The sequence below is a fragment of the Anaeromusa acidaminophila DSM 3853 genome (assembly GCF_000374545.1).
Lineage (GTDB): Bacteria > Bacillota > Negativicutes > Anaeromusales > Anaeromusaceae > Anaeromusa > Anaeromusa acidaminophila.
In genome coordinates this window covers 51,203-76,199 of the sequence record NZ_KB894586.1, presented here as the reverse complement: position 1 = coordinate 76,199, position 24,997 = coordinate 51,203, and the positions used below count along the sequence as shown (strand labels likewise).

The 24,997-nt window shown below is 49.8% G+C and carries 24 protein-coding genes and 5 tRNA genes; 2 read left to right on the top strand and 27 right to left on the bottom strand.

Features of this window, described 5'->3' with window-relative positions:
• Position 1 precedes the first annotated feature (1 nt).
• The 12 genes from fabF to C508_RS0104855 all read right to left on the bottom strand — a co-directional run bounded on the left by fabF (position 2) and on the right by C508_RS0104855 (position 10,028).
• Entirely contained in the window at positions 2–1,252 is a 1,251-nt protein-coding gene (gene fabF / locus C508_RS0104905) for a beta-ketoacyl-ACP synthase II (protein WP_018702430.1), read from the bottom strand.
• A 15-nt stretch (positions 1,253–1,267) separates the two neighbouring features.
• A complete protein-coding gene (locus tag C508_RS0104900) occupies positions 1,268–2,215 on the bottom strand; it encodes an NAD(P)H-dependent flavin oxidoreductase (protein ID WP_018702429.1) in 948 nt (315 codons plus the stop codon).
• A gap of 98 nt (positions 2,216–2,313) precedes the next feature.
• A complete protein-coding gene (locus tag C508_RS0104895) occupies positions 2,314–2,550 on the bottom strand; it encodes an acyl carrier protein (protein ID WP_018702428.1) in 237 nt (78 codons plus the stop codon).
• A 40-nt stretch (positions 2,551–2,590) separates the two neighbouring features.
• The gene (gene fabG, locus C508_RS0104890) at positions 2,591–3,337 is read right to left on the bottom strand and encodes a 3-oxoacyl-[acyl-carrier-protein] reductase (RefSeq protein WP_018702427.1); all 747 of its coding nucleotides are present in this window, start codon (positions 3,335–3,337) and stop codon (positions 2,591–2,593) included.
• 1 nt (position 3,338) lies between these two features.
• On the bottom strand, positions 3,339–4,286 hold the full coding sequence (gene fabD / locus C508_RS0104885) for an ACP S-malonyltransferase (protein WP_018702426.1): 948 nt from the start codon (positions 4,284–4,286) through the stop codon (positions 3,339–3,341).
• 39 nt (positions 4,287–4,325) lie between these two features.
• Positions 4,326–5,282 carry an enoyl-[acyl-carrier-protein] reductase FabK gene (fabK, locus tag C508_RS0104880; RefSeq protein WP_169342517.1) on the bottom strand — a complete coding sequence of 319 codons (957 nt, stop codon included), beginning with the start codon at positions 5,280–5,282 and terminating at the stop codon, positions 4,326–4,328.
• A complete protein-coding gene (locus C508_RS0104875; protein ID WP_018702424.1) occupies positions 5,269–6,288 on the bottom strand; it encodes a beta-ketoacyl-ACP synthase III in 1,020 nt (339 codons plus the stop codon). Before C508_RS0104875 ends, fabK begins: the two co-directional genes overlap by 14 nt.
• On the bottom strand, positions 6,275–7,297 hold the full coding sequence (gene plsX / locus C508_RS0104870; RefSeq protein WP_018702423.1) for a phosphate acyltransferase PlsX: 1,023 nt from the start codon (positions 7,295–7,297) through the stop codon (positions 6,275–6,277). Before plsX ends, C508_RS0104875 begins: the two co-directional genes overlap by 14 nt.
• On the bottom strand, positions 7,297–7,866 hold the full coding sequence (fapR, locus tag C508_RS0104865) for a transcription factor FapR (RefSeq protein ID WP_018702422.1): 570 nt from the start codon (positions 7,864–7,866) through the stop codon (positions 7,297–7,299). Before fapR ends, plsX begins: the two co-directional genes overlap by 1 nt.
• 134 nt (positions 7,867–8,000) lie before the next feature.
• Positions 8,001–8,177: a 50S ribosomal protein L32 gene (gene rpmF / locus C508_RS19795; RefSeq protein WP_071595766.1), complete on the bottom strand. Its 177-nt coding sequence runs from the start codon at positions 8,175–8,177 to the stop codon at positions 8,001–8,003.
• A gap of 29 nt (positions 8,178–8,206) precedes the next feature.
• Positions 8,207–8,707 carry a YceD family protein gene (locus C508_RS0104860; RefSeq protein ID WP_018702421.1) on the bottom strand — a complete coding sequence of 167 codons (501 nt, stop codon included), beginning with the start codon at positions 8,705–8,707 and terminating at the stop codon, positions 8,207–8,209.
• A gap of 124 nt (positions 8,708–8,831) precedes the next feature.
• Positions 8,832–10,028: an acetate/propionate family kinase gene (locus tag C508_RS0104855; protein WP_018702420.1), complete on the bottom strand. Its 1,197-nt coding sequence runs from the start codon at positions 10,026–10,028 to the stop codon at positions 8,832–8,834.
• 249 nt (positions 10,029–10,277) lie between these two features.
• Between C508_RS0104855 and C508_RS19790 the strand changes: the two genes are divergently transcribed.
• A complete protein-coding gene (locus C508_RS19790; protein ID WP_018702419.1) occupies positions 10,278–11,513 on the top strand; it encodes a tRNA(Met) cytidine acetate ligase in 1,236 nt (411 codons plus the stop codon).
• On the opposite strand, the gene C508_RS0104845 is transcribed toward C508_RS19790, so the two are convergent.
• From C508_RS0104845 to polA, 12 genes are all read right to left on the bottom strand, one after another.
• Complete coding sequence (locus C508_RS0104845) at positions 11,489–12,262, bottom strand: patatin-like phospholipase family protein (RefSeq protein WP_018702418.1); 774 nt, start codon at positions 12,260–12,262, stop codon at positions 11,489–11,491. The genes C508_RS19790 and C508_RS0104845 overlap by 25 nt on opposite strands.
• A gap of 111 nt (positions 12,263–12,373) precedes the next feature.
• Positions 12,374–12,459 (bottom strand) — tRNA-Leu (locus C508_RS0104840).
• A gap of 15 nt (positions 12,460–12,474) precedes the next feature.
• Positions 12,475–12,561: transfer RNA gene (locus C508_RS0104835), tRNA-Leu, on the bottom strand.
• Positions 12,562–12,581: 20 nt separating this feature from the next.
• A tRNA-Leu gene (locus C508_RS0104830) sits at positions 12,582–12,668 on the bottom strand.
• Between the two features lie 109 nt (positions 12,669–12,777).
• Positions 12,778–13,626, bottom strand: coding sequence for a methyl-accepting chemotaxis protein (locus C508_RS20810; protein WP_018702417.1), 849 nt, complete (start codon positions 13,624–13,626; stop codon positions 12,778–12,780).
• A 136-nt stretch (positions 13,627–13,762) separates the two neighbouring features.
• Positions 13,763–13,848: transfer RNA gene (locus tag C508_RS0104815), tRNA-Leu, on the bottom strand.
• A gap of 11 nt (positions 13,849–13,859) precedes the next feature.
• A tRNA-Leu gene (locus C508_RS0104810) sits at positions 13,860–13,946 on the bottom strand.
• Between the two features lie 66 nt (positions 13,947–14,012).
• On the bottom strand, positions 14,013–15,620 hold the full coding sequence (locus C508_RS0104805; protein ID WP_018702416.1) for a peptide ABC transporter substrate-binding protein: 1,608 nt from the start codon (positions 15,618–15,620) through the stop codon (positions 14,013–14,015).
• Positions 15,621–15,633: 13 nt separating this feature from the next.
• Positions 15,634–16,254, bottom strand: coding sequence for a lytic transglycosylase domain-containing protein (locus tag C508_RS0104800; protein WP_245553717.1), 621 nt, complete (start codon positions 16,252–16,254; stop codon positions 15,634–15,636).
• Complete coding sequence (coaE, locus tag C508_RS17845; protein ID WP_018702414.1) at positions 16,247–16,885, bottom strand: dephospho-CoA kinase; 639 nt, start codon at positions 16,883–16,885, stop codon at positions 16,247–16,249. Before coaE ends, C508_RS0104800 begins: the two co-directional genes overlap by 8 nt.
• Positions 16,886–16,893: 8 nt before the next feature.
• Entirely contained in the window at positions 16,894–17,730 is an 837-nt protein-coding gene (mutM, locus tag C508_RS0104790; RefSeq protein ID WP_018702413.1) for a DNA-formamidopyrimidine glycosylase, read from the bottom strand.
• A 24-nt stretch (positions 17,731–17,754) separates the two neighbouring features.
• Positions 17,755–20,331, bottom strand: coding sequence for a DNA polymerase I (polA, locus tag C508_RS0104785; RefSeq protein WP_018702412.1), 2,577 nt, complete (start codon positions 20,329–20,331; stop codon positions 17,755–17,757).
• A gap of 173 nt (positions 20,332–20,504) precedes the next feature.
• Between polA and rpsT the strand changes: the two genes are divergently transcribed.
• Positions 20,505–20,765, top strand: a complete 261-nt coding sequence (rpsT, locus tag C508_RS0104780) for a 30S ribosomal protein S20 (RefSeq protein ID WP_018702411.1) — start codon at positions 20,505–20,507, stop codon at positions 20,763–20,765.
• A 44-nt stretch (positions 20,766–20,809) separates the two neighbouring features.
• On the opposite strand, the gene holA is transcribed toward rpsT, so the two are convergent.
• The 3 genes from holA to C508_RS19345 are packed head-to-tail and all read right to left on the bottom strand — an operon-like array spanning position 20,810 to position 24,772.
• Positions 20,810–21,832, bottom strand: coding sequence for a DNA polymerase III subunit delta (holA, locus tag C508_RS0104775; RefSeq protein WP_018702410.1), 1,023 nt, complete (start codon positions 21,830–21,832; stop codon positions 20,810–20,812).
• 40 nt (positions 21,833–21,872) lie between these two features.
• Entirely contained in the window at positions 21,873–24,200 is a 2,328-nt protein-coding gene (locus C508_RS17840) for a DNA internalization-related competence protein ComEC/Rec2 (protein ID WP_018702409.1), read from the bottom strand.
• Positions 24,197–24,772, bottom strand: a complete 576-nt coding sequence (locus C508_RS19345; RefSeq protein WP_071595765.1) for a helix-hairpin-helix domain-containing protein — start codon at positions 24,770–24,772, stop codon at positions 24,197–24,199. Before C508_RS19345 ends, C508_RS17840 begins: the two co-directional genes overlap by 4 nt.
• Positions 24,773–24,997 lie beyond the last annotated feature (225 nt).

The window sequence follows — 24,997 nt, the reverse complement described above, 5'->3', positions numbered from 1 at the left end:
ATTACGCCTTGTACTTTTTGAGCAAAATAGTAGCATTATGCCCGCCGAAACCAAAGGAATTAGAAATGGCGACATTGACCGTACGCTGCCGTTTTACCTTCGGCACATAATCAAGATCCATTCCTTCTTCAGCGTTTTCATAGTTAATTGTCGGCGGAATCAGGTCATTAGTAATCGCCAACGCAGTAGCAATGGCTTCAATACCGCCAGCTGCCCCAAGCAGATGGCCGGTCATAGATTTAATAGAGCTGATGGACAGCTTTTGGGCATGATCACCGAAAAGAGCTTTAACCGCCAGCGTTTCATTGCGATCATTCAATGGCGTCGAAGTGCCGTGAGCGTTAATATAGTCAACGTCCTCCGGCTTTAAACCAGCATCTTTAATAGCCAAGTTCATGCATTTTGCAGCCATAGCCCCTTCTGGAGCCGGAGCCGTAATATGATAGGCATCCGCATTATAACCGTAGCCGCTGATTTCCGCATAAATCCGTGCGCCGCGCTGCAGAGCATGCTCCAGGGATTCCAAAATCACAATACCTGCGCCTTCGCCCATAACAAAGCCTGCACGGTCTTTATCAAATGGACGGGAAGCTTTGGTCGGCTCGTCATTACGTGTCGACAGCGCTTTCATAGAGCAAAAGCCAGCTACCGCCGCCGGAGAAATGCAAGCTTCCACGCCGCCAGCCACCATTACGTCGGCATCGCCGCGCTGAATGATTTTAAAAGCGTCGCCTACGGCATTCGTACCGGTAGCGCAAGCCGTAACTACGCAGCTCGATGGTCCGCGCAGGCCAAAAGCGATAGAGGTCTGACCAGCAGGCATATTGGCAATCATCATCGGTACAAAGAAAGGGCTGACACGGCCAGGTCCTTTATCAAACAAGGTTTTGTATTGATCATGCAGCGTGTCAATACCGCCAATACCGGTGCCGATTACCGTACCAATGCGCTCCAAGTCTTCTTTCTCCAGATCCAAGGCCGCATCTTCAATGGCCATGGACGTAGCAGCAACGGCAAACTGCGTTACTCGGTCCATGCGTTTTGCTTCTTTTTTGTCAATGTATTGCGTAGGTTCAAAATCCTTAACTTCACCGGCAATACGCGTTGTAAAATCGGTAGCGTCAAAACGAGTAATCGGCCCAATGCCGGAAACACCGTTTGTTAAGGACTGCCAAAATTCAGCCGCCGTATTGCCTACAGGGGTAATAGCCCCCAAACCGGTGATTACTACGCGTTTGGAAGTAGTATGCAAATAAAACACCTCACTTTAGTTAACTGCTTCTGCTTCGCGGAGCAGTCGCGCAAAAATTTCCTTTACAGGAAGAATTTCCTCGATTTTATGAATGTACTCGCCAGTAAAGACCAAGCCGGTCTCCACATCTCCCTGCTGCGCGCGAATCAGCGCCCGGATAATGCAGAAATTACGTTTGCAATGCTTCAAACAAGCATCACAGGTTATCGGCGCCGGAGCATCCCCTGCTAAAAGGCGAGCCGCAAAAGGATTGCGTACTGCGCGTCCCGGCAAACCTACGGGGCTGTCAATCAGCACAACATCTTCCGGTTTAGCCTTCAGATAGAACTCTTTTAATGCTGGGGCCGCATTGGATTCTTCGCTTGCGGCAAAACGTGTGCCCATTTGCACACCGCTTGCACCCAGTTTCAAGACTTCTACAATATCTGCACCGTTCATGACGCCGCCAGCGGCGATGACCGGAATATTGACAGCTTTGCAAATATCGGGAATGATCTCACGCATGGATTGGTCGGTGCCCAAATGCCCGCCTGCTTCCTTGCCCTCAACCACAATGGCCGCCGCACCTAATTTTTGCGAAATCTTGGCCAATTTTACCGATGAAACAATCGGCACAATCGGGGTGCCCGATTCGTGTCCGAGTCCAAACATATCTCTGGAAAAGCCAGCTCCGGCAACTACAAGGTCAATTCCTTCTTCAATTGCGGTTTTTACCAAACCGGCAAATTCGCGAGCCGCCACCATGGCGTTAATGCCAATAATCCCCTTCGTCAGGGAACGAGCCAGACGGATTTCATATCGTAACTCATCAAAAGTCATCCCAGATGCGGCAATCAGGCCTATGCCTCCCTGCGAGGCTACTGCTGCAGCCAAGCGGGCCGTAGAAAGACGGATGGCCATGCCGCCTTGCATAACTGGTACTTTGGCCACAAGCTGGCCAATGCGAAGTTCTGGAAGTTTCAAGAAAATACTCCTCCATTCACATGGGCGTCATCATCTTTAAGAAAGTCCCGCGAACAAGTTCACGGGACTTTCTCAGTTGACAGACCGCTTCGCGATCTTTAGCCTTGTTTTTCCTGGTCAATGTAGGTAACAGCGTCTTTTACGGTCTTGATCTTTTCTGCAACCTCATCAGGAATTTCGATGCCAAATTCCTCTTCGAAAGCCATGATCAATTCCACGATGTCCAAGGAATCAGCGCCCAGATCATCGATGAAGGTGGAGTCAATAGCTACATCAGCAGCTTCCACACCCAATTGCTCAACTACGATTTCTTTTACTTTGTCAAATGTCGACATGAAGTTCACCTCCTTCCAAAGCCCACGTAGAAAGTGGAATTTAGTACATGACCATACCGCCGTCCACGTTAAGGGTTTGTCCTGTAATATAAGCTGCAGCGTCCGAACAGAGGAACAATACGGCTTTCGCTACATCGTTCGGCGTTCCTGGACGTCCAAGGGGAATAGTACTAGTCATTTGTTCTTTTACACTGTCTGGCAGCACTTCCGTCATATCAGTGGCAATATAGCCCGGCGCCACAGCATTAACTGTAATCCCACGGCTGCCCAGCTCTTTAGCCATTGACTTTGTAAAGCCCACTACGCCAGCTTTCGCTGCAGCATAGTTAGCTTGACCGGCATTGCCAGTCAGTCCCACAACCGACGTCATATTGATGATTTTGCCGCTTCGCTGCTTCATCATCAATTTAGCCACCGCTTTTGTGCACAAGAACACGCCTTTCAAGTTGGTATCCAGCACCGCATCCCAATCGGCCTCTTTCATCCGCATTAAGAGCGTATCTCGGGTAATTCCGGCATTATTAACCAGAATATCAATCGACCCAAATGCCTCTACCGTCTTCTGGATCAATTCATCTACCTCAGCAGCCACTGCTATGTTAGCCTGTACTGCAATAGCCTGACCGCCCATTTCTTGAATGGCTTTCAGCACTTCCTGCGCCGCCGCCGCATTACCGGCGTAATTAATGACAATCTTAGCTCCGGCCTTAGCAAGTTCCAGCGCTGTCGCCCGGCCAATGCCGCGTGAAGCTCCTGTAATCAAGGCCACTTTATTGTCTACATGCATTTTAGCGGACCTCCTTGAAATAATCAAGGCTTTTTTCCAGAGAAGCCAAATCCTCAATATTAGCGCTGGCGGTCTCTTTGGCAATTTTCTTCGTAAAGCCTGTTAATACCTTGCCAGGTCCGACCTCTACCAGACATTCCGCCCCTTCAGCCAACAGCGTTTGCACGCAGGCTTCCCAAATAACCGGGCTTGCCGCTTGCTCCACCAGCAGACGCTTAATATCAGCAGCATTGGTCATAGGCTTACCGGTTACGTTGGAAATAACCGGAATTACGGCATCCTTAACTGTGATTTTATCCAGCTCCGCCGCCAGTCCTTTAGCCGCAGGTTCCATCAGCGTGCTATGGAACGGAGCGCTTACCGGCAGCATAATGGCCCGTTTGGCGCCAGCTTCCTTCAACTTGGCCGCAGCAGCCTCAACAGCTGCCGTCTTACCGGCAATAACAACTTGGCCCGGACAATTGAAATTAACGGCTTGAACTGCTTGACCCAGCTCCGTCTGTACCTCTTGGCAAGTCTTGACAATACTCTCGCTATCAAGACCTAAAATAGCCGCCATGGCACCTTCCCCCAGGGGAACGGCTTCCTGCATCAATTGCCCTCTTTTACGCACTAAACGCACCGCATCAGCAAAGTCCAGCGCTCCCGCCGCAACCAATGCCGAATATTCACCTAAGCTATGCCCTGCCGCCAGAACAGGAGTAATTCCTTTTTCTTTGAGCACAGCCGCACAAGCCACACTTACCGTCAAAATCGCCGGTTGCGTGTTATATGTTTTTTTCAGTTCCTCTTCAGGCCCCTGAAAGCACATGTCGGTAATAGAAAACCCAAGCGCTTCATCCGCCTCAGCAAAAATCTTTTTTGCAACGGGAAATGTCTCGTACAAATCTTTGCCCATGCCAACGGTTTGCGATCCTTGCCCTGGGAATACGAATGCTAATTTGCTCATCTATTGTTCCTCCATTCCGTCTCGTTATTTATCCGAGTCTTACGCCTTAAAGCGAGTTGCCTGTTGCAAATGCTCCATTACGCCGGGAATGCCGGAAACCAGATCTTGCATGACCGCTTCTACCGATTGAACTTCACGAATCATACCGGCAATTTGGCCCACCATCACAGACCCGTAATCCACGTCGCCTTCTTGTGCGGCTAAACGCAGTTTACCGGCTCCCATTTGATCCAGTTCTTCTGTTGTTGCGCCAGATCGTTCGCGTTCCATATATTCTTTAGTCAGTTTATTCTGCAAAACGCGTACAGGATGCCCGGTGCTCACGCCGGTAACGATAGTCGAACGTTCTTTAGCTTTTACCAAAGCTTGCTTGTATCTTTCATGCACAAGGCATTCCGTAGTGGCCACAAAACGTGTGCCAATTTGAACCCCTTGTGCGCCGAGAGCCAATGCCGCCACAACTCCGCGTGAATCGGCAATGCCGCCAGCGGCAATAACCGGAATAGAAACCGCATCCACAACCTGCGGTACTAAAGCCATGGTCGATACTTCGCCTACATGGCCGCCGCTCTCATGTCCTTCAGCCACCAAAGCATCAACCCCAGTACGTTCCAGACGCTTCGCCAAAGCAACCGAAGCTACCACCGGAATAATCCGAGCCCCAATTCCTTTGAGTGCAGGAATGTATTCTCCCGGATTCCCAGCGCCTGTCGTTACAACCTGCACTTTCTCATCAACAACAACCTGCATAACCTCTTTGACGAAAGGAGACATCAGCATAACATTGACGCCAAACACTTTTGTTGTCAATTCTTTTGCACGGCGAATTTCCTTGCGCAAAGCATCCGGCGGCATATGTCCGGCGCCAATTAGCCCCAAACCGCCTGCATTAGAAACAGCTGACGCCAACTCAGCCGTAGCTACCCAAGCCATGCCCCCTTGAATAATAGGATATTTAATGTTCAATAATTCGCAAATCTGATTACTCACCAACAGATGAATCCTCCTTGTACCAGCGAAGCACGCAGGCAGCCCAGGTCAACCCTGCACCGAAACCTACGAGCACCAGCTTGTCTCCATTTTTGACCTTGCCTTCAAGCACTGCTTCTTCCAAGGCGATAGGAATCGATGCCGCCGACGTATTTCCATAACGATCTACATTGACATGCACTTTCTCCATCGGCAACTGCAAGCGTTTTGCAGCCGATTGGATAATCCGAATGTTTGCTTGATGAGGAATTAAATAATCCACATCCTCATCGGTCATGCCAGCCTTCTGCAAGGCTTTTTGAGCGGCTTCCCCCATAACTTTAATCGCAAACTTGAACACTTCATTACCGTTCATATGCACAAAATGCAAACGTTGCGCTACCGTTTCGGCGCTTGGCGGACGTCTTGAACCGCCAGCAGGCATTTTCAAAAGTTCTCCGCCATGCCCGTCTGCCCCTAATTCCACACCTAGTACGCCATATCCTGCCGGAACCGGCCCGATTACTGCAGCGCCTGCTCCATCTCCGAAAAGCACGCAAGTATTACGGTCAGTCCAATCTAAAATTTTAGAAAGAGTTTCCGCTCCAATAACAAGCACCCGACGATACATTCCCGCCTTCACAAATTGTGTCGCCACCGTCAGGCCGTAGACGAACCCAGAACATCCCGCCGCTAAATCAAAAGCCGCTGCATGAGTCGCCCCAATTTTTTCTTGCACCAAGCAAGCCGTTGAAGGAAAAAACATATCCGGCGTCGCTGTGGCCACAATAATCAGTTCCAGCTCTTCTGCGCTAATGCCCGCATGAGCTAAAGCTCGTCTAGCTGCTTCCGCAGCAATATCCGAAGTGGCTGTCTCTTCATCCGCCACATGACGCTGTTTAATCCCCGTCCGGGAAACAATCCAATCATCAGAAGTATCTACTATCTTTTCAAGATCGGCATTGGTCAAAATGCGTTCCGGCACATAACTGCCTAAACCTAAGATTCCAGCAGACAGCTTAGTCTCCGCCATGCGTCAGCACCTCCTCTTTTGCAATCATCTCGCTAATATGAGTCGCCACTTGCTGCTCCGTAAATTCCTTAGCCACGCGAACTGCATTTTTAATCGCTTTAGCTTTGGAGCTGCCGTGACAAATAATGCAACAACCATTTACGCCCAGTAACGGCGCGCCGCCATATTCCGCATAATCTAATTTCTTTCGTAAACGTTTCATAACCGGCAGCAACATCAACGAAGCCATTTTCGTAAAAAAACCGCTTTGCTGAACGGCATCTTTCAATAAACGCATAATTGCGCTCGCTAATCCTTCGCCGAACTTTAGTACTACGTTCCCTACAAAGCCGTCGCAAACTACAACATCAACCGATCCTTTCGGAATATCCCGTCCCTCAACATTACCAATAAAGTTAATGTTTTGCACTTGCGACAGTAATGGATACGTCGACAAAGTCAATTCGTTTCCTTTTGTCTCCTCTTCGCCAATACTCAGCAAACCAACGCGCGGGTTTTCAACCCCCAGTACATATTGCGCGTAAATAGACCCCATAATAGCGCTTTGCACTAAATGTTTCGGTTTGCTGTCCACATTAGCTCCCGAATCCAGCAGCATGGTTGTTCCCGTTAAATTGGGAATGGGCGTTGCTATTGTAGCACGCTCAATCTTAGGCAATCGCCCCAAGCCAAACAAGGCGGCCGCTACCGCAGCGCCCGTACTGCCGGCTGAAATTACCGCTGCACACTCGCCCTCTTTCACCAAGCGTGTAGCCACCACCACAGAAGCATCTCGCTTTTTGCGAACCGCCGCACCGGGGGATTCGTGCATATCGATTACTTCCGAAGCATGGTGTACAAAAATATGATCGCCTTCGCGCACGCCATGCTTACGCATGGCTTCCTTCAGCAACGTCTCGTCGCCAACCAACACAATATCACAGCCATAGTCTTTCACAGCCGCCATGGCGCCTAAAAGAATTTCTTCCGGCGCATGATCGCCTCCCATGGCATCAATCGCAACTTTCATCAATTTTCGCCCTCCGAGTTCACTGCAACCATAATGAATTTGGCCCGGAACACCTCTTCTAGCTCATTACGGGTTTTTACCCAAATAAAAACTTTGTTCCCGCGGATGCGAATCACTTCTGCCTTGGCCACCAGTTTTTCACCGGCCCGCACCGGCACCTTATATTTTATATTAGCCACGCCGGTTACTGCCGCAGGCGCATCCATAACCGCCAATGCCAACGAATTGGCCTGAGAAAAAATATAATGTCCCCTGGCAATCTTCGTCTTTGCCAGAACCATGTCTTCCGTAACTTTCAATACAGAAATAGCCGTCCGGCCTACTTCCAAATCAACTAATTCACCTACGACATCATCTTCTGCGATAGCCCGCAAATTATTTTGAGCCCGCTGCGCCATAAGTTTGGTTCGCTCCCGCAATTCGGGAATCCCCAGTTCCATGCGATCCAGACGAATAGTTTGCACGCTGACTCCAAATTCCACAGCTAATTCCTCATCACGCAAAAACGGATGAGTAGAAATTTTTTCTGCTAACAATTCTTGTCTTATACGTTTGTTCATGCGCGCCATATCATCACCTAATCTTAGAAACTGGTACTAAAAACATATCGTCCTCATTATAGCGGAGACATGACGCAATGGCAAGCAAAAAATGAAAGGAGCAACTTGCAGACAAGCCGCAAGTTTGCTCCTTTCATTCGGGATTATTCCACGGTGACAACCGCTTTTCCGTTGTAGTGACCGCAATCAGGGCACACGCGGTGAGGCATTTTGGGCTCATGGCACTGCGGGCAAGGTACGAAGCCCGGAGCCGTCAGTTTCCAGTTTGCACGCCGTCTGTCACGACGGGCTTTAGACATTTTACGCTTTGGTACTGCCATGGTCTGGTTCCACCTCCTTCAATGGTAGGCTACTGTTTAGAATCAAGCAACTGTTTGAGAGCAGCCAGCCTGGGATCAATGGCTTCATGATCGCAATGACAGTCACTTTGATTGCGATCCTGGCCGCACACCGGGCATAAGCCCTTACAATCCAGTCGGCACACTTTCTTCATGGGTTCCGCCAGCAACAACGTATCCCGTACCAGTTCAGTCAAATCCAACTCATCGCCTTCATAGACGCTATATTCAGCGTCTTCCGGCAACGGGCTTTCTTGCGATGTTTCCCGATACTCTTGTCGAAATTCTTCAACAAGCTCGGTTTCATAGTCCCGCAAGCAACGTTGGCATTCAAAGGAAGCTAAGGCGCGAACCGCACCGGAAACTACCATATGGCCGCCACTGTTGGCAACTATCCCTGAAACGGAAATGGGTCCCCGCAACCAGAAAAACTCTTCTGCCGCAGGCACCTCGAAGGCAAACGAAAATTGCTTGCCTGTTGCATGTCGGAGTGAAACAACGTTGAGTTTCATCACTTCTCACCTCAACCTTCGTCTATTATATCCACCGAGGCGAGCCTTGTCAAGAAAAGACCATGACAGAAGCCGGCAGGATAAAAACCGCTGCCGGCTTCCAGTTCAGGCAAGTTAGAAAAACTCAACCAAGGCAGATTGATTTTGTATCGCGAGCAATCATCAACTCTTCGTTAGTAGGTATAACGAACAGCTTTACTTTGGAATCGGCCGTACTAATTTCACAGGCTTTGCCGCGAACATTATTACGATCCTTATCGATTTTCGCTCCTAAATAGCCAAACGCTTCCGCAATGCTTTCACGCATCGAAATGGAATTTTCGCCCAAGCCAGCGGTGAAGACAATCGCATCTACACCGTTCATGGCGGCGGCATAAGCGCCCACATATTTCTGCACGCGATAAGCGAATACGTCCAGCGCCAACTGCGCTCTTTCATTTCCTTCGTCAGCAGCGCCTTCGATATCCCTGAAATCGCTGGAAACGCCGGAAATGCCGAGTACCCCGGACTCTTTATTAATATAGCTGTCGATCGCATCAGCATCCATGTTTTCTTTTTTCATCAACATCGGCAAAATAGCTGGGTCAATATCGCCGCAGCGGGTTCCCATAACAAGCCCTTCGAGCGGAGTCAGCCCCATGCTGGTATCCACTACCGCGCCATTTTTAACAGCAGCAACGCTGGATCCATTTCCCAAATGACAGGTGATGACTTTAATGTCTTCCGGTTTTTTGCCCATCATCTCCGCACACTGCTGAGAAACAAATTTGTGCGAAGTTCCATGGAAACCATAGCGGCGAATGCCGTGTTTCTTATATACTTCGTAGGGCAGGCCGTAAATGAAAGCATGTTTCGGCATGGTTTGATGGAACGCGGTATCAAACACGCCTACTTGCGCTACGCCAGGCATTAATTTTTCACAAGCTTTAATGCCTAAAATATTCGGGGGGTTATGAAGAGGCGCCATTTCAATGCACTCTTCCAGGGCATCCATAACAGCACCATTGATACGTACTGATGTAGCAAACTTCTCAGCGCCATGAACTACGCGATGGCCTACGGCCGAAATTTCATTCATATCTTTGATCACGCCATGTTTAGCATCAACCAAGGCATTCAAAACTAATTTGATTGCCACGCTGTGATCCGGAATCTCGGTTTCAATGGTCACTTTTTCGGCTTCGCCAGGCTGATGTTTCAGCACAGAGCCTTCAATACCGATTCGTTCCACAAGACCTTTAGCCAACACCGACTCGTCCGCCATGTTGAAGAGCTGATACTTCAACGAGGAGCTGCCACAATTGATAACTAGTACTTTCACCTTCGAAATCCCCCTTAAATTGATGGAATAAATTAAATTTTTACGAAATCCTATTAAATAAAAACAAATGTTGTGACTTTAAAGCCACAACATCATTTCTATCGGATTTTCATTTTTTATTCTTCGACAAAACTTTTCTCATCCCTTCTTCTATAGAAAAATTTATTATTTATTTGCAGAAAATCACCAAATTTGCCAAGAAAAATGCTAAACTCCAGATAATCAGAACACTAACGCAGGAGGTCTCCCATGTCTGTCACTGGTATTATCGCCGAATACAATCCTTTTCATACAGGTCATGCCTGGCAAATTACCGAAGCTCGCCGTCTGGGCGGCAACGCCCCGATCATCGTCGCTATGAGCGGCTCTTTTGTACAGCGCGGCGAACCGGCTATTTTCGATAAATGGTTCCGAGCTGAATTGGCTGTTTTAGGAGGCGCCGACCTTGTTTTGGAACTGCCTTTCGCTTTTTCTTGCCGTAGCGCAGAAAGCTTCGCCCAAGGAGGTGTACGTCTCCTCGCCGCAACCGGTCTAGTTTCCACTTTGGCTTTCAGCGTTGAAACGCCTGACTTAAACTGGCTGCAGCAAGTAGCTCAGCAAAAAAACGCGCCGCAAACCCAAGAACGCTTGCAAAATGCCTTGCAGGAAGGATTATCCTATGGGGCCGCTTTAGGAAAGGCTCTAGGGCAAACTGTAGCTACCGCAAGCTCGCTTGCCTTACCCAACAACATTCTCGCCCTGGAATATCTGAGCGCCCTATCCAAGTACGCCCCCACTTTGCAAGCGCTTGCGCTGCCCCGTCAAGGAAGCGAATACCACCAAGAAACGCTTCCCGAATCCGGCTATGCCAGCGCAACAGCCCTGCGCCAACAGTTATGCCTTTCCTCTCTGCAAGATCTATCTTCGTTCTTCCCCCCTGTTGTTTGGCATCGTCTTCTATCGTCGCCTAGACGCCCCGTAACCCTTCGCTCCCTTGAACTTCCGTTGTTGCACCAATTGCGCAGCAGCTATGCTGAGGAGTTGGCTCTTTTGCCGGATATGGAACTGGGGCTGGAATGGCGTCTTTTACAATGCGCTCGCACATCCCGAACAGCGGAAGAACTGCTAACAAAACTCAAAACAAAACGTTACACTCGCACCCGACTGCAGCGACTGCTGATCTATAGCCTTTTGCGATTTCCGTCTGCGATCGCCAAGCAGGTAAGTCTTGACGGCCCCGCCTACCTGCGCGTCCTCGCTTTTAATACAACAGGCCGTACCTTGCTTCAGCAAATGAAAAAAACTGCTTCGTTGCCCGTCATTACTCGCGGCGCATCCTTAAGTCGCTCAAAAGCGCTCCAGGAGGCCCCTCTGGCAAGCAACTCCCCTCTTGCTTCCTGGCAATGGGACGTCCGCTCTACCGATTTGCATGCCTTCGCCAGCAGCCAGGCGAGCGGACTGGATTTTCTTCGCTCCCCGGTTTATGTGCCAGAAAGCAGCTCCTGAATAGCGGGCAAAGCCGCCTGCGCCGCCACGCGTCCTAAGGCCACGCACTCCTTGAGATGGTTAAAGGAGCTTGGTGATACATAGCCTACATTAGGTTGCAGCAACACATCCCAATCGCGATGCTTGTGCCTTAGTAACTCCCGCTCCATAATATCAATCGAACGCAGCATAACATCCACAAAACTTTTTACTTCCGGCGCTTCCTCCTTGCTCGTTAAATCCACCGCCACCACCACGTCCACCCCCATTTCCCGCGCCAAGTCGCTAGGAACTGGGTTTAAAACTGCACCATCTACCAAAAGCATATCCTCCCACTCAAAAGGCAGAAACACGCCCGGCACAGATACACTGGCTCTAACTGCCGCCGATACAGGCCCTTCCGAAAAAACGACCTCTCTGCCGCTTTTTAAGTCGGCGGCAACGACACGCAAAGGAATATCCAACTGCGCAAAAGTCTTTTTTTGCAGCAATACATCCATTGTTCCCCAAATTCGCTTGCCCGAAAACATGCCAAGCTTTGACATATTCATATCCAGCCAATGAGCTTTGGGTAAATGGCAAGCTAATTTCAAGATGTCCTGCGGCTTATGTCCGGCGCAATACATCGCTCCCACCAAAGCCCCGATACTACAGCCCGCGATACAATCAACGGCAATCCCTTCCTCTTCCAAAACCTGTAGTACTCCTACATGAGCCAGCCCACGCAAACCTCCCGCTCCCAAAGCCAATCCTACTCGCCGCTGCCTCATTACGCAGCCTCCTCGCGTCAATAATTTCTTTCATTATATAACAAACAGTCCTTGCTGGGAGACAAAATAAAAAGCCTTCGGGAATTTCCCGAAGGCTTGTTACTGATAAATTGGTGCGGTAGAGAGGACTCGAACCTCCACAGAGTTGCCCCTACCAGCCCCTCAAGCTGGCGCGTCTGCCATTCCGCCACTACCGCATAGATCTATAAAGTTGGTGCGGTCGAGAGGACTTGAACCTCCATGAAGTTGCCTTCACTAGATCCTGAGTCTAGCGCGTCTGCCAATTCCGCCACGACCGCGAAAGGGATTCTATTGAGTTTGGTGCGGTCGAGAGGACTTGAACCTCCATGAAGTTGCCTTCACTAGATCCTGAGTCTAGCGCGTCTGCCAATTCCGCCACGACCGCAAAGCCAACCGCCATTACAAATAGCAGCTTACCCACGTTGGCTATTATAGCAGAGACCTAGCGCCAATGCAAGAAAATCTTTGCCTAAGAAAACAGCAATTCCCTCTACTTATTTATATCGCTCAACAAAGGTCTCCAAATTTTTCATGTTCTCATGCACTTGCCGCAAAATGACAGCAATTTCCTCGGTTGTCGCAGCCTGCTCCTCACTAATTGCTCCGGTAGTTTCAATGGACTGATTAATTTCCACAATTGCACCGTTAACCTGCTGCAACGTTTCCTGAATCTTTTTTACAGCCTCATTGGATTGATCCGCCAGCTTGCGCACCTCCTCCGCAACCACTGCAAATCCGCGTCCGTGTTCTCCGGCGCGAGCCGCTTCAATGGCCGCATTGAGCCCCAACAAGTTCGTTTGCGCGGCTATATTCCGAATGAACTCCAAAATACTGGCTGTATGCCGATTTTTTTCGCCTAACGACTGGGCTTGCGCAATCGTCGCTTGTCCGGCCCTAGCTAGCTCGCCAACACTTCTCGCCACCTGTTCAATGCTTTCTGAGGCTTGTGTGGTATTCGCTGCAAGTTCTTCAATGGTTTTAACTAATTGTACACTGTTTTGAAAGTCAATACCTGAACTTAATGTACCAATTACCTCGCCATTAACCCCATAGATGGGCGTAAAAATCGTTTTTATCGGCCGTCCGTAAACCGAAGGAGGAATATCGTCGAGGGTATCCGTCCTGGTAGCCAAGCAACGTTCAATCGTTTCAATCCCCTTTACAGGTTTTCCGGTAGGAAGATCCAATTCAAACTCCTTCGCCCGGTAATAGGATAAGTATTCTTTACAGTCTGTCAAACCAACCGCCATATCTTCCCGAACAATTCGATTCATATACGGTAATACCAATTTAAAAGCTTCAAGAATTTCCTCATTCGTTTTAAAAAAACTATTTTGCGTCATAATCGCACCTCTTTTCTATTAAGATAGTTTTTTACATCGCCAGTATACCACAATATTTCGCAATATTCTTCCTTTTTAATGTTGCAAAATACAAAAACAAAAAAAGCCTGCAATATTTTGCAGGCTTCATTTTTTTTGGTGCGGTAGAATGGATTTGAACCATCACGAGGTTGCCCCCGCCAGCCCCTCAAGCTGGTGCGTCTGCCATTCCGCCACTACCGCATAATTAGGATTGGTGCGGTCGAGAGGACTTGAACCTCCATGAAGTTGCCTTCACTAGATCCTGAGTCTAGCGCGTCTGCCAATTCCGCCACGACCGCATACAGTAAGAACGTCCCTACTTTATCATAACAACTAATCTTCTGTCAACACACCGCCGCAGTAAACTAACGAGCTGCCCAGTTCCACTCCCAAGCGTTCCATAAATTACCCTCTACCGGATTAGGCTTAAAGCCATTTAAACCCGTCTTGCTCGCATCCAACTGGCAGCGGAAATAAAGAGGTATTACCGGCACATCCGTGTTCATAAGCGCGCCAATCTGCTTATAGATCTCTTTGCGCGCCGCCATATCCGGAGTCGTCGCCCCTTGTATCGTCAAGGCGTCAATTTGCGGATTGCGCCAATCTGCAACATTAAGACCGCCTTGTCCTACAAACCGCGAATGCCAATACAAGCGATTATCCGGATCCACTCCGCGCACCCAGGCAAAAAATGCCGCAGCAAACGGCCGCTGCCGATAGGTCTGCTCAAAGTTCTTTGCATCCACTACTTGAAGCTGTACCGAAACGCCCAATTCCTTCCATTGCTGCACTATCGCCTGCGCCGCCAATTCTCGCTGCTTATTGCCGCTAGGCACAGTCAGCGCAAAGGCCAATGGCTTCCCCTCTTTTTGCAGCATATTGCCGTTTTGAGCAAGCCAGCCTGCCTGGGCTAACAATTCCTTGGCCGTTTTCAAGTCGCGAGGAGGGATTCCTTCATTCACATACGCCCAGGAAACAGCCGGCTGATCCGCCCAGGCAGCTACGCCAGTACCTTTCAGAACCTGTTGCGCCAGCAGATTGCGATCAAGCCCCAACGCTAAGGCCTGCCGTACCCGAAGGTCTTTAAAAAGAGGATGATCCATATTAAAGGTAATTTGCTCCCAAATAGGCCCTGGTGTGGCAAAAACTTGGAAATTAGTTTGACTGCGCATTTGATCATAAGCTTGATTTCCAAAATGCGGTGCAATATCCACTTCACCGGATTTGGCTTGAGCAATAAGCAACGTCTCATCCGGCACAATCTTATAAAAAATGGTATCCATTTTAGGTTTGCCACAGAAATAGCGTTCATTGGCTACAAAAACAAGCCCGTCCGCCATACGCCATTCCTGCAGTCGAAAGGGACCTGTTCCAATCGGATTTCTTTGAAAAGCCCCTTTATTTGGATCAGTCCCAGCCAAAAGATGCTTAGGCAGTATCGTTTTAAACAAGCTAACCCAGTCTGGATATATCTCACGAAATTTTATCACCACAGTATAGGGGTCCGGAGTCTCCACGGCGCGGATACGATCATAACCGTCTCTTGAAATCGCCTGGGTTTTAGAGTTCATAATGTATTCCCAGGTAAATCGAACATCCTCCGCCGTAAAAGGAGCCCCGTCATGCCAAGTCACTCCTGTTCGCAGCAAATAGCGAATCGTCAAACCATCAGGACTTACCGTCGGCAATTCTCTCGCCAAATCCGGCTGCAAGACGCCATCCGGCTGACTAACGACTAAACCGCTAAATAGCAGCCGTGACATTTCATGAACCGAAACCGCATCCGAAAGATACGGGTTTAACAACGCCGGCTCATGCAGACTAGCGTAAACCACCTGTCCTCCCGACCGATTAGAAGCAGGCGACGTAACGCTTCCCGCTTTTTCCGAATTCTGCCCGAATGAACATCCTCCAACCAACAGCACTCCGCCCAAAAGCAAAGCCAATATCCAAATGCGGCCGAATCTACGCACCTCAATTCACTCCTTACCCCTTGTTCCCGTATAGCTGCCTATATCGTTCCCTGCCGCTTAGCACCCGTTCCACATATTCGCGAGTTTCGCCGTAAGGAATAGCCTTTATATCTTGAAAAGAAAAATTCCACCCATACGTTGTCATCCATTGTCGCACCGTCCCCCGCCCTCCGTTGTAGGCAGCCAGCATCAACACTTCGTTTCCATGAAACTCTTCTTTTAGAGAGGCTAAATACCACGTACCAAAGCGAATGTTTGTTTCCGGTTCGTTCAAGTGCTCTTCAAAAAAAGTCTCTTCGCCTATATTCCGCGCAACCCATTGAGCCGTCTCCGGCATCATTTGCATCAGTCCGCGAGCGCCTTGATTGGATACGGCCTGCGGCTTGAATTTGCTCTCCGCTTGGATCACCGCCGCAACCAGCATGGGATCTAACTCTCTGCTGGCTGCATAGGTTTCAACCAAAGACCGATAAGGAAACGGAAATCGATAAGTTTCTTCAAACCACACGCTTCGATAACCACCATATACAAGCAAAACAAGCAAGAACAGGCACACGACTCCGCGTATCCGTTTGCCGTCTCGCCGGACGCTTCTGGCAGCCGTTCGCGTATACATTAAACCGCTTCTACTCATGTGACCGCCTTTCAAAAATTCTACGCTTGGGAAGCGTCCCCTGCAATACGCGCAGCCATTGCTCTCTCACTTGCAACAGGGTTGCTTCGTCCTCGCCGTTATTATCAATGCAGACATCCGCCTGCGCCGCTTTCTCACGTAAGTCCCCCTGCAGGGATATTCTATGCTTTCCTTCAGCCGCACTCATGCCATCTCTGGCGCACAAGCGCTGAAGCTGCACCTCTGGATTTACAAATACTACCCACACCTCATCCATGCGAACCTGCCAGCCAACCTCAAACAACAGCGGCACGTCAAAGACCACTGCTAGCTCGCCTCGGGCTGCTGCCGCCTGAGCCTCCTCGGAGGCTCGCGCTAAAATACGCGGATGAAGAATCTGCTCCAGTTTTTTTCTGGCTGAAACATCGGCAAAAACAATGTCTCCCAATTTGCGTCGATCCATTTCTCCCGAAGAAAGAATAATCTCATTTCCAAAAGCAGCAACTACTTCTCGATAGCCGGGGGTTCCCGGTTTCACTACTTCACGAGCCAAGTGATCGGCGTCGATAATGGTCGCCCCCATCTTTTTTAACAAAGAAGCGACAAAGCTCTTACCGCTGCCAATCCCTCCGGTTAGTCCAATCCATTTCATAACCAACCCTACTCTCCCTTGTACGGCTGACAGCGAGAACACCAATGCGTCCCTCTGCCCGCCACCTCTGCGCGCGATATGGCCTGACCGCAATGCAAGCAAGGTTCACCGCCGCGCCCATACACACAAAGGAGTCTCTGATTTCCCCCGCTGCGCCCTAAGCCGTCACGATAATCCCGAATGCTTGTACCGCCATGATCAATGCTCTGCTGTAGTACCTTGCGGATAGCCTGATGTAATTTTTCCGTCTCCTCCCTAGTCAGGGAAGCTACCGTCCGCAGAGGATTCACGCCAGCTAAAAACAAGCTTTCATCCACATAGATATTTCCCAAACCGGCAACTACATCCTGCCGCAGCAAAAAGCTTTTAATACGACTGCGGCTTTTTTGCAGACGTTCCTGCAAATAGGCTGCACTAAAATTTTCTTCTAACGGCTCCGGACCTAAAGCCTTCAATCCGGGCAACGAAGATACTTCGGCTTCCGAAACCAAGTGAAACGTACCAAAGGTACGCACATCATGATATAGCAATTGCGCGCCGTCGTCCAGTATAAAACGCAAGCGGTCATGCAAACGGCGCCCTGCGACTTCCGAAACCGCTCTATACTCCAAGCGTCCTGTCATCCGCAAATGGATCACCAGCACATCCTGTTCCAATTCCAGCAGCAAATATTTTCCTCTCCGGCGCAAGCGCCGTACCTTACGCCCTTCGATACGCCGGGCAAATTCCGCTGCGGGAGTTTTGATCAGCCGAGACAGCCAAATGTCACAATGCTCAATCCGCCGCCCAATTATCAACGGCTCCAATGTACGGCAGATAGTCTCTACTTCCGGCAACTCTGGCATGACTTCATCCCGCTTTCCTCAACTTCATTTAGCCTGCGCCCAGTTAGCGCCGTAATGCACGTCCACAAGCAAAGGCGCCTGCAAGCAAACGGCTTGCTCCATCTTTTCCTTGACAAGCGCTGCCACCGCCAAGCGTTCCTCATCCACTACTTCCAGCACCAATTCATCGTGCACCTGCAACAGCAAACGCGAACGCAGCTTTTCTTCTTGCAAGGCCTCAAATACCAGCAGCATGGCTTTTTTAATAATATCCGCTGCGCTCCCTTGAATTGGCGTATTCATAGCGGTACGCTCTGCAAAAGAACGTTGATTAAAATTGCGGCTATTAATATCAGCCAAATAACGACGGCGTCCCAGCATTGTTTCTGCATAGCCGTCCTTACGAGCCTGGGCTACGGCATTCTCCATAAAAGTTTTCACTTTGGGGTAACGAGCAAAATAGCCTTCAATATATATGGCGGCTTCATTGCGACTCACACCCAAATCTCTAGCTAAACCGTAGTCGCTGATACCGTAAACAATGCCAAAATTTACCGCCTTAGCCCTTCTACGTAGTTCTGGCGTCACATCTTTCATGTCCACGCCAAATACCTCCGCCGCAGTCCGAGCATGAATATCTTGATTTTTTAGAAATGCGTCAATAAATGATTCATCTCCAGACATATGCGCCAGCACCCGCAGTTCAATCTGCGAATAGTCCGCCGACATTAACCAGTCGTAGCCTTCTCCAGGCACAAATAATTCACGAATACGCCGGCCTGTTTCCGTCCGCACCGGAATGTTCTGCAGGTTGGGCTCTGAACTGCTCAACCGCCCCGTTGAGGTCACCATCTGATTAAAATGCGTGTACACACGATTATTTTGACGATTAACCAAGGCTGCCAAGCCTTCTAAATACGTACTTTTAAGCTTGCTTAGCATGCGATACTCCAACAGTTGATCTACTACAACGTGATGGCCGCTTAACTTTTCCAGCACTTCTGCATCTGTAGAGTAGCCTGTTTTCGTTTTTTTCTGCACTGGCAAGCCCAGTTTTTCAAACAGTATCACGCCTAACTGCTTGGTGGAGTTAACATTAAACTCCTCTCCCGCCGCAGTATGGATTCCTTCCAGCAATTCGGCTATTCTCTGCCCCAATTCTTCATTTACTTCTTGCAAATGAAGAAAATCCACTGCAATTCCTTGCGCTTCCATGACTGCTAAAACTCGCACCAGCGGAAGTTCTAGTGAAAAATACAATTCACGCATATGTTGAGCATCCAACTGCGCTTCTAGAACAGGCCGCAACTCCCAAAGCGCCTTAGCGCTATAAGCCGCAGCATCCTTATCTGGCAATGACGCCAGCGACTCCTCCCGCCCCAAATAGCGCAGACAAATAGAGGCAAACGAGGCCTCCCCCTGAGTCGCATCCAGCAAATACGCGGCCAAAGCCGTATCAAAGGCAAGACAGAAATCAGCTTGCCGCTCCTGCAGCACCCACCGCACCAAACGCTTTCCGTCATGTGCAACTATATTTTTCTTTGCAACCAATTCCGTCAACACAGCATCCCATATTTCGCACGCCGCTGCAACCCAACATACTTCAGCGCCGTTTGACAAGACCAAACCACTTAAGCACATCCCGTCCCAAAGAGGCCACACAGCCGCCTGTTCTTGCTCCAACCAGGCCAGCGCCGTCGTCTCTTTCTGCCACTGCAAAGGAAGCAGTTCCTGCTTCTCCGGGGCGGTAACTTCTGTTCCGTTTACAGTAAGACGCGCCAAGAGCGAGCGAAAATCCATCTGTGTGAAAAAAGCCGCCAAGGCTGCCCCTGTTTCCGGTTTGCCTTGGCGCCAATCCTCCGCCAGCGGCATATCGCGGACAATGGTTGCCAATTTTTTCGACAACAACGCCAAGTCCGCATTGGATATCAAGGCTTCCCTCGTTTTATTCCCCTTGACCTGCGCTGCTTGCGCCAATACCTCTTCTAACGTACCAAACTGAGCCAACAGCTTAGCCGCCGTTTTTTCGCCAATGCCGGGAACCCCGGGAATATTATCCGAGGTATCTCCCATCAACCCTTTTAAATCAATCAGCCGCAACGGTTCCATTCCATACGTTTCCTGTACTTTGGCTGCATCGTATACGTCCATTTCGCTGATTCCTTTGCGCGTCAGCAGCACCTTGACCGACGGCTCCACCAATTGCAGCGCATCCCTATCTCCCGTGACAATCAGAACTTCCATGCCTTCCTGCGCCGCATCCCGGGAAACTCTGCCAATAATATCGTCGGCTTCATATCCTTCCTGTTCTAAAACAGCCGCGCCAAAAGCTGCCGCTAGTTCTCTCACCAGCGGAAACTGTTCTACCAGTTCTACTGGCGTCGCTTTACGATGAGCCTTATAATCCCTGTATACTTCATTCCGAAAAGTATGCTTACCCTTATCAAAAGCCACCACCAACTGTTGGGGCTGCCATTCTCCCAAAAGGCGCAACAACATCGTTGACAATCCATATACTGCGTTTGTATAGCGCCCGGCGGCGTCCGTCAGAAGCGGCAGGGCGTAAAAAGCCCGATAGGTCAAGCTGCTTCCGTCAATAATCATGCAAATTGGCTTTGCCATATTTTCACTTCACTTTCTTTTGCTTAACTTTTTATATATTGGCCACGCAAGCAAGAAACCCTTTCTAACGTGCAATCTTTTTTTGCGCATCTTCTTTTCAAAGCAGCTCTTGCTTTTTTGCGAACACCATGCTAATATATTTTAAGTAATATGGTCATAAGGAGGTGAACGACTTGCCGAATATTAAATCCTCTGTACGTAGTGTAAAAACGGACGCAGAACGTCGCGCGAAAAACTTCGCTGTTAGATCGACGGTCAAAACCGCGACCCGCAAGACGTTGGAAGCCATCAATGGCAAACAGGCGGATGAGGCGAAAACCCTTCTGACCACTGCTGTTAGCACCATCGATAAGGCTGCCAAGAAAGGCGTCATCCATAAAAATGCCGCTGCTCGGAAAAAATCCCGTCTGATGAAAAAACTGAACGCAATGTAAGTTTTGCGGCAGACAAAAAAGTGATGGAGAAGCTTGCTTCTCCATCACTTTTTTTGTTTGCCTTTTTCGCACCATAAAATAACCAGTTTTTCCAATTCTCCTTGCAGCAGCCTTGTCCCTGATTTAATGCCGCCTTCCAATCGCGCCAATTCCTGCAGCAAATAACGCAGTAAGTCAGGAGAAACATCCCCTCGCTGCCGCAAAAGTTTTTCCGCTACATACGGATGAACTTTCAATTCCTTAGCCACCTCTTGCTTACCGCCTCTAACTTCCAAGCTTTGCAACTGCAAGCGCAGCTGTCGAGCCAAGAGCGGAATAATCATAAAGGCCGCATTGGAATTGCGGCAAGCATCTTCCAACAAAGATAGCGCCCTGGCGCACTGCCCTGCCGCAATAGCATCCAACAAGGCAAACGAAGAAGCTTCAGGCGTAGCCGCCATCATGGTCTGCACGTCAACCAACGAAATCCGCTTACGTCCCTGTGTGTACAAAAGCACTTTTTCAGCCTCCTGTGCCAGCCAGCCAGGCGCCAATTGCTGGGACGAACTGAATAACGCAGCCAACCAAGCCGAAGCATCTCTTTCTAACGTACTGCCGGCTTTTTGCAGATATTGAGCAAACCAAGCCTCTGCTTCCCATGGACGCAGCAGAGCGCAAGCAGCTTCTACTCCGCCAGCTTGCAGCAACGTTTTATAAAAGCGAGTCCTCTTATCCAGTTTGGTCGCTGTCAACAAAAGTCCGGCATATTCCGGCCAAGGCTCCACCATCTCTGCTGCAGCGGCAATTTCCTCGCTCCCCGCCTCACCCAACAACGGACAGCCGTGCCACCAGAGCCACTTTTTTTCGCCCCAAAAAGGAACCTCCTGCAACCAAAAACCAAACTCCTCTAAATCCCATTTACCGGATACTTTCAGCATGTGCCCTGCTGCCGCTTGTTCCTCTGAAACTAGCAATCCTGCCAGCTGTTGCCCGCTTCTGCGCACTTCCGCCGCATCTTCGCCATGGAGCACATAAATGGAATGCATCTTTCCTTGGCGAGCATCCCTCACTAATTCTTCACATGTCATAGTTACGCCCCGTTTCCCGTTCAGAGTATATACCGCTGATTTAGTGTACCCCAAAGCCCGGTGTTGTGGCAAGGCGCAAAACATGTCCATCTGTAAAAAGCCGCACCGTACCGTCTCGATCTGTCCGCCATAAACGAGCTCCGTTTTGCGCTAATTCTTGCAGCGTCTCTGCATGAGGATGGCCGAAGGAATTATTACGCCCCACTGAAATCAAGGCTATTTGCGGCGCCAGTTTTGCCAACGCTTCCGCCTCCCAAGCAAATCGAGATCCATGATGCGGCATTTTCAACACGTCACAGTGCAAATTCCGCGGCAGCCACGAATTCTCTAATTTTGCATCGCCAGTCAGCAAAAAGCTTTTTTCACCATAAGCCAGCCACACAATCAGCGATTCGTCATTTTCTCCTTTCACGAGACCTCCCGGAGACCGCAACGCGTAAAATGACACGCCGTCATCTTCCCACGATACCCCTTCCCCAGGCGGAATGCGACATATGGAAATCCCATCCGGCAAGGCAAGCTGTAAGGCGCTTTGCCCTGGTTTTTCCATAGTCGGAGTCATTAGATAACGACAGGGAAAACTAACTAAGACCGTCTGGGCTCCTCCCATGTGGTCTGCATGCCCATGGGTCAATATCATGCCTTGCAATGTCGAGACGCCCAGGCGTCTCAAATGGGGAACAACTACCTTGCCGCCGGCATCTCCTTGCTTCCATACGCCGCCGGCGTCCACCACCCAAGCATGACGGTGCGGCGTTAACACTACCAAGGCATCGCCCTCTCCCACATCCAACATATGCACTTCCAGTTCCGGCGGCAGCCATAACCACGGGCCCAACCAAAGCGCGCAGACCACAAGCCATACTCCTCCTTGCTGCAGTGCCGGCAGAGTCCGCCTCCAAAAAATTGCCAAAGCCGCAAAATAAGCCAAAACCGCCAATACTCCCGGCGGCGGCACATAGGACAGCGCGCCTGGAGCCTTAGCACACAAGGCGGCAAGAAGATTCCCTAAATATACAAGTCCTTGACACAACCACCATACCGGCGTCAGCCAAAAATCACCGAAAATAAAACCTGCCGCCAAGGAGCCTAAACCTAATATCATGGCACTTTCCAATAGCGGAAGAACCACTAAATTCGCCAAGAAAGAAACAAGCGAAAATTGTTGAAAATAAAAGGCCAAAAAAGGCAGTGACGCCATTTGCGCTCCCCAGGTAATTGCCAACGGCGCCCCAATCCCAGCAGGCACTCGCCATGTCCGAAGACGCTCCAGCGCTTGCGGCGCCAATAAAATCAAGCCTGCCGTCGCAAAAAAAGAAAGCTGAAAACCAATATCCCAGAGCCATAAGGGCTGGAACAAAAGCAGCCCCCAAGCACAAAGAGCCAAAGAATAAACGGCTTCTTTTTCTCGCCTCCAAGCCAAAGCGCCCAAAGCCACCAGGCCCATGCAAACCGATCTGGCTACCGGCGCGCACCAACCGGCAATGCATGCATACAACACAATGCCTGCGCCAACAAAAAGTACCTTGCTTTTCTTCCCCATGCTCATCCAAGAACCCAGCCAAAGAAGTATCGCTCCAAGCAAAGACACATGGGAGCCTGAAACCGATAAAATATGCACAATACCCGTATCACGAAAATTTTGAGCTGTTTCCGGCGCAATGCCTGCATAACCGCCAAAAAGCATCCCGTTTAAAACGCCTGCTGTCTCCGGCGATAACCTCTCGGTAATGCGCGCCGTCAAAATCTCCCGCCACTGGGAAAATCGCCATTGCCCCCATTCATACGCGTCTGGATGACGCAGCACCCGAACCATTCCTGTTGTAGCCTTCAAGGTCCCTGCAATCTCCTGGACCGCCAGCATTCGTTCACGCTGAACTTGCCCCGCATCGCGAAAAGCGTTATTGGAACTTAATTTGCCTTCAGCTCTTAAAACATCGCCTACGCCAGCATGACCTGCAGGATACTTCAGCCAGACCGTCTGAACACAGGAAGTCAACGTTCCACCCGGATCGCCGACGGCGTAACACACAAGTCGTCCTCGCGCCCAACCAGGCTCCTCCTCACCAACGGTCTGCTCCGCTAAGACGCCTTCTACTAACACAGGTTTTCCTTGCCACCGTGCAATTCCTTGCCTCCACTGTTCCAAAACCTGTTCTTCCCGCAAGACGCCGGCTGCGGCTGCAGCTACTAACAGACAAGCTAACGCCGCTCTTTTAAAACGCTGTGCCAGCACAAAGGCGCATAACACAGCGGCTGCAAAGGCAAGTTGAAACAAAACCACGGGCAGGTCCGCCTCTCTATTGCCGTAAAAATAGATACTTCCTGCGGTTACCGCCAACAACAGCCACAGGAATGACAGAGTCACAACGCCAGCCTGCCTTGCAGCCGTTCTAAAAGCGTTTCGTTCATACCGGGAATTTGCAAAAGCTCCTGCATAGAATGAAAAGCCCCGTGTTCCGTACGATATTGCACAATACGCCGCGCTAAGACCGGGCTAATTCCCGGCAGACGATCCAATTCCGCCTGGCTCGCATCATTCAAATATAAAACCGGATCTCCCGCGCCAGCTACAGCACGGCTGCTTTGATTTTTAGCCGTCAGAACCTTACGATTTGGTACCTTTATTTGCATACCATCCTTGCACTTTTGCGCCAAATTCACTTTTTGCAAATCCGCACTCTCATCAACTCCGCCAGCCAAAGCCAACACATCCGCTACGCGCATCCCCTGCTCTACTTGGTAAAGTCCCGGAACCGCTACCGCTCCACTGACATAGACCTTGGCCAACGCTTTCCCTTGAACCGGCTCCGATTCCAAAGTCACAACCGCCGCTTCCGGTGTTGCAGGTTCCTTGCCGCTTAAAGCTTGTATTGCATAACCGCCGCACACCACTAAAATCAATAATACTGCCAGAACATACACGCGCACTGCCGGCACGACTGCCATCTCCCTTTCGCTGAATTCTATATTCATTAGTGCTTCGACAGAGCTATATACATCCCTGCTTTGATAAAAAAAACGAACTGCATCGCCAAAAGCAATGCAGCCCGCCCATAAACCTTTTATTTTCCCGTATAATTCCCTTCGCGCATACAAAACACCTGGTTTTGATTATTGCGGTGAAAATTAATGCATTCACAGCATTTTCCATGGCGTTCACAA